At 57.0% G+C, this 6,297-nt stretch carries 8 protein-coding genes; all 8 read left to right on the forward strand.

Features of this window, described 5'->3' with window-relative positions; genetic code table 11:
- Positions 1-13 precede the first annotated feature (13 nt).
- The 8 genes from yceD (at position 14) to fabF (ending at position 6,134) form a co-directional block, all read left to right on the forward strand.
- On the forward strand, positions 14-535 hold the full coding sequence (gene yceD / locus M6G53_RS20305; protein WP_004927780.1) for a 23S rRNA accumulation protein YceD: 522 nt from the start codon (positions 14-16) through the stop codon (positions 533-535).
- A 16-nt stretch (positions 536-551) separates the two neighbouring features.
- On the forward strand, positions 552-719 hold the full coding sequence (gene rpmF / locus M6G53_RS20310; protein ID WP_004927778.1) for a 50S ribosomal protein L32: 168 nt from the start codon (positions 552-554) through the stop codon (positions 717-719).
- Between the two features lie 11 nt (positions 720-730).
- Entirely contained in the window at positions 731-1,765 is a 1,035-nt protein-coding gene (plsX, locus tag M6G53_RS20315; RefSeq protein WP_074188615.1) for a phosphate acyltransferase PlsX, read from the forward strand.
- A 6-nt stretch (positions 1,766-1,771) separates the two neighbouring features.
- Positions 1,772-2,725 carry a beta-ketoacyl-ACP synthase III gene (locus M6G53_RS20320; protein WP_025302411.1) on the forward strand — a complete coding sequence of 318 codons (954 nt, stop codon included), beginning with the start codon at positions 1,772-1,774 and terminating at the stop codon, positions 2,723-2,725.
- Positions 2,726-2,743: 18 nt separating this feature from the next.
- Positions 2,744-3,673, forward strand: a complete 930-nt coding sequence (fabD, locus tag M6G53_RS20325; RefSeq protein WP_015377451.1) for an ACP S-malonyltransferase — start codon at positions 2,744-2,746, stop codon at positions 3,671-3,673.
- An 11-nt stretch (positions 3,674-3,684) separates the two neighbouring features.
- Positions 3,685-4,419, forward strand: a complete 735-nt coding sequence (fabG, locus tag M6G53_RS20330) for a 3-oxoacyl-ACP reductase FabG (protein WP_016928193.1) — start codon at positions 3,685-3,687, stop codon at positions 4,417-4,419.
- A 154-nt stretch (positions 4,420-4,573) separates the two neighbouring features.
- The gene (gene acpP / locus M6G53_RS20335; RefSeq protein WP_004719003.1) at positions 4,574-4,810 is read left to right on the forward strand and encodes an acyl carrier protein; all 237 of its coding nucleotides are present in this window, start codon (positions 4,574-4,576) and stop codon (positions 4,808-4,810) included.
- 82 nt (positions 4,811-4,892) lie between these two features.
- Entirely contained in the window at positions 4,893-6,134 is a 1,242-nt protein-coding gene (fabF, locus tag M6G53_RS20340; protein ID WP_049197999.1) for a beta-ketoacyl-ACP synthase II, read from the forward strand.
- The last annotated feature ends 163 nt before the right edge of the window (positions 6,135-6,297 follow it).

The following is a 6,297-nucleotide window of genomic DNA, read 5'->3' on the forward strand; positions in this document are numbered from 1 at the left end:
ATATGCGCGCCCTATGCAAAAGGTAAAATTACCCTTGACCATTGATGCGGTACGTACAGCTCAGAAACGCCTGGACTATGCTGGTGTCTATGCGCCTGAGCAGGTTACTCGTGTTGCCGACTCCGTGGTCAGTGTGGACAGTGATGTCGAGGTGTCGTTGTCGTTCAATATCGACAATCAGCGCCTCGCGGTGATAACAGGGCATGCGGACGTCACGGTAACGTTGATGTGCCAACGCTGTGGAGTCCCGTTCGAACATCAGGTTCACACAACATATTGTTTTAGCCCGGTCGTCAATGATGAGCAGGCTGAGGCATTACCGGAAGCGTACGAACCGATCGAAGTTGACGAGTTTGGCGAAGTCGATCTGTTGGCAATGATTGAAGACGAAATTATTCTTTCACTGCCTGTCGTTCCGGTACATGAATCTGAACACTGTGAAGTGTCCGAAGCGGACATGGTATTCGGCCAACTGCCTCCCGAGGCGGAGAAACCGAATCCGTTTGCCGTATTAGCCAGTTTAAAGCGTAAGTAATTGAGGAGTAAGGTCCATGGCCGTACAACAGAATAAACCAACCCGTTCCAAGCGTGGCATGCGTCGTTCTCACGATGCTCTGACCACGACGACTCTGTCTGTAGACAAAGTATCCGGTGAAACTCACCGTCGTCACCACATCACTGCCGACGGTTTCTACCGCGGTCGCAAGGTTATCGGCTAAGTAGCGATACCTTGACTCGTCTAACCCTGGCGTTAGATGCAATGGGCGGGGACTTCGGTCCCTGCGTCACAGTGCCTGCTTCGTTGCAGGCACTGGCCTCTAATTTACAGCTTCATCTCCTGCTGGTCGGCAATCCCGACGTCATCTCCCCTTTGCTTGCCCACGCCGATCCGGTTCTTCTGGAGCGTCTGCAAGTCGTGCCCGCCGAGTCCGTGATCGCCGGCGACGCCAAACCTTCACAAGCGATACGCGCCAGCCGCGGCACGTCGATGCGCATTGCGCTCGAACAGCTCAGCAGCGGCAAAGCGCAGGGCTGCGTCAGCGCCGGCAATACCGGCGCGCTGATGGGATTGGCGAAGTTGCTGGTCAAGCCGCTCGAAGGCATCGAGCGCCCGGCGCTGATGACGGCGATCCCGAATCAGCAACGCAGTAAAACCGTGGTGCTGGATCTGGGCGCCAACGTCGAGTGCGACAGCACCATGCTGGTGCAGTTTGCCGTGATGGGCGCGGTGATGGCGGAAGAGGTGATCGGCATTGCGCAACCGCGGGTGGCGCTGCTGAATATTGGCGAAGAAGAGACCAAAGGCCTGGATAATATCCGCGAAGCGGCCGCTGTGCTAAAAAATACTCCGGCAATCAACTATATTGGTTACCTGGAAGGAAACGAACTGCTCACCGGCAAGACCGACGTGTTGGTCTGCGATGGCTTCGTGGGCAACGTCACCCTGAAAACCATGGAAGGGGTGGTCAGGGTGTTCTTATCGCTGCTGAAATCGTCCGGCGACGGAAACAAGCAAGCGTGGTGGCTGAAATTGTTGGGCCGTTGGTTGCAAAAACGGGTGGTTAAGCGGTTCGGCCACCTGAACCCCGACCAGTATAATGGCGCATGTCTGTTAGGATTGCGCAGCACCGTAGTCAAGAGCCACGGCGCTGCGAACCCTCACGCGTTTGCAGTCGCAATCGAACAGGCTGTGCAGGCGGTGCAGCGGCAAGTCCCGGAAAGGATTGCTGCGCGCCTTGAGGCTGTATTACCTAAGAGTGACTGATCGTACATGTATACAAAGATTCTCGGTACGGGGAGTTATTTGCCCGTACAAGTGCGCACCAATGCTGATTTGGAAAAAATGGTGGATACCTCTGACGAGTGGATCGTCACGCGTACCGGTATCCGCGAACGTCGCATCGCCGCTGCGGATGAAACCGTTGCGACGATGAGCTTCCAGGCCGCTGAGAAAGCGCTGGAAATGGCAGGTGTGGCTAAAGAAGACATTGGGCTGATCGTCGTGGCGACCACCACGACCACTCACGCGTTCCCGAGCGCGGCCTGCCTGGTGCAGCAAATGCTGGGCATCAAAGACTGCGCGGCGTTCGATCTGGCTGCGGCCTGCGCCGGCTTCACTTACGCGCTCAGCGTGGCCGATCAGTACGTGAAAAACGGCGCGGTCAAACATGCGCTGGTTATCGGCGCGGACGTCTTGTCGCGCACGCTGGATCCCGAAGATCGCGGCACCATCATTCTGTTTGGCGATGGCGCAGGGGCGGTGGTGCTGGGGGCTTCTGAAGCGCCGGGCATTTTGTCTACCCATCTGCACGCCGACGGCAGCTACGGCAACCTGCTGACGCTGCCGTACAAGGATCGTCAGAATCAAGACAAGCCGGCCTATGTCACCATGGCGGGCAACGAAGTCTTCAAGGTTGCGGTTACCGAGCTGGCGCGCATCGTCGATGAGACGTTGCAGGCCAACAACATGGACCGCAGCGAGCTGGATTGGCTGGTGCCGCACCAGGCCAACCTGCGCATCATCAGCGCAACGGCGAAAAAACTGGGCATGGGGATGGACAAAGTGGTGGTGACGCTCGATCGTCACGGCAACACCTCTGCCGCCTCGGTGCCTTCCGCACTGGACGAAGCGGTGCGCGACGGGCGAATTCAGCGTGGCCAGTTGGTGCTGCTGGAGGCCTTCGGCGGCGGCTTTACCTGGGGCTCGGCGCTGGTTCGTTTCTGATTTGGACAGGAAGAAAAAATGACGCAATTTGCTTTTGTTTTCCCGGGCCAGGGGTCGCAGACCGTTGGCATGCTGGCCGAGTTGGCCGCACAGTTCCCGATCGTCGAAGAAACCTTCGGCGAGGCCTCTTCCGCCCTGGGTTACGACCTGTGGCAGCTGGTGCAGCAAGGCCCGGCGGAAGAGCTGAACAAGACCTGGCAGACCCAACCGGCTCTGCTGGCCGCCTCGGTGGCGATTTTCCGCGTTTGGCAGCAGCAGGGCGGTAAAGCGCCTGCGCTGATGGCGGGCCACAGCCTGGGCGAGTACTCGGCGTTGGTCTGCGCCGGCGTGCTGGACTTCAAGGCGGCAATCCGTCTGGTCGAGCTGCGCGGCAAGCTGATGCAGGAAGCGGTGCCGGAAGGCACCGGCGCGATGTACGCCATCATCGGTCTGGACAACGATGCGATCGCCAAGGCGTGTGAAGAGTCTGCGCAAGGGCAGGTGGTTTCTCCGGTCAACTTCAACTCGCCGGGCCAGGTGGTCATCGCCGGCAACAAAGAAGCGGTTGAGCGCGCAGGCGCCGCCTGCAAAGCCGCCGGCGCCAAACGTGCGCTGCCGCTGCCGGTGAGCGTGCCTTCGCACTGCGCGCTGATGAAGCCGGCCGCCGACAAGCTGGCCGTGGCGCTGCAGGATATCACCTTCAACGCGCCACAGGTGCCGGTGGTGAACAACGTCGACGTGCGCACCGAAAACGATCCGGAAGCGATCCGCAGCGCGCTGGTGCGTCAGCTGTACAGCCCGGTGCGTTGGACCGAGAGCGTAGAATTTATCGCAGCACAGGGAGTGACGTCGCTGCTGGAAGTGGGGCCGGGCAAAGTGCTGACCGGCCTGACTAAACGTATTGTTGACACCCTGACGGCTGCGGCGGTGAACGACACCGCCAGCCTGTCGGCGGCGCTTGAACAATAAAGAGGAAAATGATGAGCTTCGAAGGTAAAATCGTTCTGGTCACCGGCGCGAGCCGCGGTATTGGCCGGGCTATTGCAGAAACGTTTGTGGCACGCGGCGCCAAAGTGATCGGCACCGCGACCAGCGAGAGCGGCGCTGAAGCGATCAGCAGCTACCTGGGCGCAAACGGCAAAGGGTTTATGTTGAACGTTGTCGATGCGCAATCTATCGACAGCGTGCTGGCATCGATTCGCGCCGAATTTGGCGAAATCGACATTTTAGTGAATAATGCCGGCATCACGCGTGATAACCTGCTGATGCGTATGAAGGATGACGAGTGGGAGGATATCCTCGACACCAACCTGACTTCCGTATTCCGCCTGTCAAAAGCGGTAATGCGCGCTATGATGAAAAAGCGGTTTGGCCGTATCATCACCATCGGTTCCGTTGTCGGCACCATGGGGAACGCAGGGCAGGCGAACTACGCGGCGGCTAAAGCCGGTCTGATTGGTTTTAGCAAATCTTTGGCACGTGAAGTTGCTTCGCGTGGCATTACGGTCAACGTCGTGGCACCTGGCTTTATTGAGACGGACATGACACGGGCGTTGACAGATGATCAACGCGCAGGCATTTTGTCATCAGTTCCAGCCAACCGGCTGGGCGATGCTAAAGAAATCGCCAGCGCTGTTGCATTTTTGGCCTCTGATGAGGCCGGCTATATCACCGGTGAAACGTTACATGTCAATGGCGGCATGTACATGATTTAAAAAATGTGAAAACCATTTGCGTTATTTGAGGCAAAAACCGCAAAATAGCGTAAAATCGTGGTTTGACCAGCCGGGATTTAGTTGCATCTTTTTCAGCATTTTATACACTACGAAAACCATCGCGAAAGCGAGTTTTGATAGGAAATTTAAGAGTATGAGCACTATCGAAGAACGCGTTAAGAAAATCATTGTTGAGCAACTGGGTGTTAAACAGGAAGAAGTTTTGAACAACGCTTCTTTCGTTGAAGATCTGGGCGCTGATTCTCTTGACACCGTTGAGCTGGTAATGGCACTGGAAGAAGAATTCGACACTGAGATTCCAGACGAAGAAGCTGAGAAGATCACTACTGTTCAGGCAGCTATTGATTTCATCAACGCTAGCCAGCAGTAAGAGAACATATCTAGGCGGTCGTTCGACCGCCTAAGTTTTTTCTATCCCTAGTGTCATATTTTTCCCTCCCTGGAGGACAAACGTGTCTAAGCGTCGAGTAGTTGTGACCGGACTGGGCATGTTGTCTCCTGTCGGCAATACGGTAGAGTCCACGTGGAACGCTCTTCTTGCCGGTCAGAGTGGCATCAGCCTGATCGACCATTTCGATACCACTGCCTATGCGACCAAGTTTGCTGGCCTGGTAAAGAATTTTAATTCTGAGGATTTCATCTCTCGCAAAGATGCGCGCAAGATGGACGCCTTTATCCAGTACGGTATCGCTGCCGGCATGCAAGCCATGCAGGATGCAGGCCTGGACATCACCGAGGCTAACGCCACCCGCATTGGAGCCGCGATCGGTTCCGGCATCGGCGGCCTGGGTTTGATCGAAGAAAACCACAGTTCACTGGTTAACGGTGGCCCACGGAAAATCAGTCCGTTCTTCGTGCCATCCACCATCGTGAATATGATTGCAGGCCACCTGACAATCATGTACGGCATGCGTGGCCCAAGCATTTCCATCGCCACCGCCTGTACTTCAGGTGTGCACAACATCGGCCATGCGGCGCGTATCATTGCTTACAATGATGCTGACGTGATGCTGGCCGGTGGGGCAGAGAAAGCCAGCACCCCATTGGGCGTCGGCGGCTTTGGCGCAGCGCGCGCCCTGTCCACCCGTAATGACAACCCGCAGGCGGCGAGCCGTCCGTGGGATAAAGACCGCGACGGCTTCGTGCTGGGCGACGGCGCCGGCATGATGGTGCTGGAAGAGTACGAGCACGCGAAAAAACGCGGCGCGAAAATCTACGCCGAAGTGGTGGGCTTTGGGATGAGCAGCGATGCTTATCACATGACGTCACCGCCGGAAAACGGCGCGGGCGCTGCGCTGGCGATGGAAAATGCCCTGCTTGACGCCGGTGTGACCCCGTCACAAATCGGTTACATCAATGCGCACGGCACCTCTACGCCGGCGGGTGACCAGGCAGAAGCGCAGGCGGTGAAATCCGTCTTCGGCGCCGATGCCCACCGCGTGCTGGTGAGCTCGACCAAATCGATGACTGGCCACCTGTTGGGTGCGGCAGGCGCGATCGAGTCTATCTTCACCGTGCTGGCGCTGCGCGATCAGGCGGTACCGCCAACCATCAACCTGGATAACCCGGATGAAGGTTGCGATCTGGACTTCGTGCCTCACGAAGCGCGCCAGGTCAGCGATATGGAGTTCACCCTGTGTAACTCCTTCGGCTTCGGCGGCACCAACGGCTCGCTGATCTTCCGCCGAGTGTAACTCGCGCTGTGGAGAACTGACGAAAAGCCCGGTTTTTTAACCTAATGCCGATCGTTTAAGAACACTTGAACGATCCACTCAGTAAGAGACAATCCGGATTCAGCCCTCTGATTCCGGATTTTTTTATGTCTGAACACGATATGGATTTCGTTGTTGATGTTTG

Source organism: Serratia nevei (assembly GCF_024160145.1).
Lineage (GTDB): Bacteria > Pseudomonadota > Gammaproteobacteria > Enterobacterales > Enterobacteriaceae > Serratia > Serratia nevei_A.

Bases quoted from the DNA above. Each gene is read 5' to 3' on its own strand.
- yceD (WP_004927780.1), top strand. From the start codon at position 14: ATGCAAAAGGTAAAATTACCCTTGACCATTGATGCGGTACGTACAGCT.
- rpmF (WP_004927778.1), top strand. From the start codon at position 552: ATGGCCGTACAACAGAATAAACCAACCCGTTCCAAGCGTGGCATGCGT.
- M6G53_RS20320 (WP_025302411.1), top strand. From the start codon at position 1,772: ATGTATACAAAGATTCTCGGTACGGGGAGTTATTTGCCCGTACAAGTG.
- fabD (WP_015377451.1), top strand. From the start codon at position 2,744: ATGACGCAATTTGCTTTTGTTTTCCCGGGCCAGGGGTCGCAGACCGTT.
- fabG (WP_016928193.1), top strand. From the start codon at position 3,685: ATGAGCTTCGAAGGTAAAATCGTTCTGGTCACCGGCGCGAGCCGCGGT.
- acpP (WP_004719003.1), top strand. From the start codon at position 4,574: ATGAGCACTATCGAAGAACGCGTTAAGAAAATCATTGTTGAGCAACTG.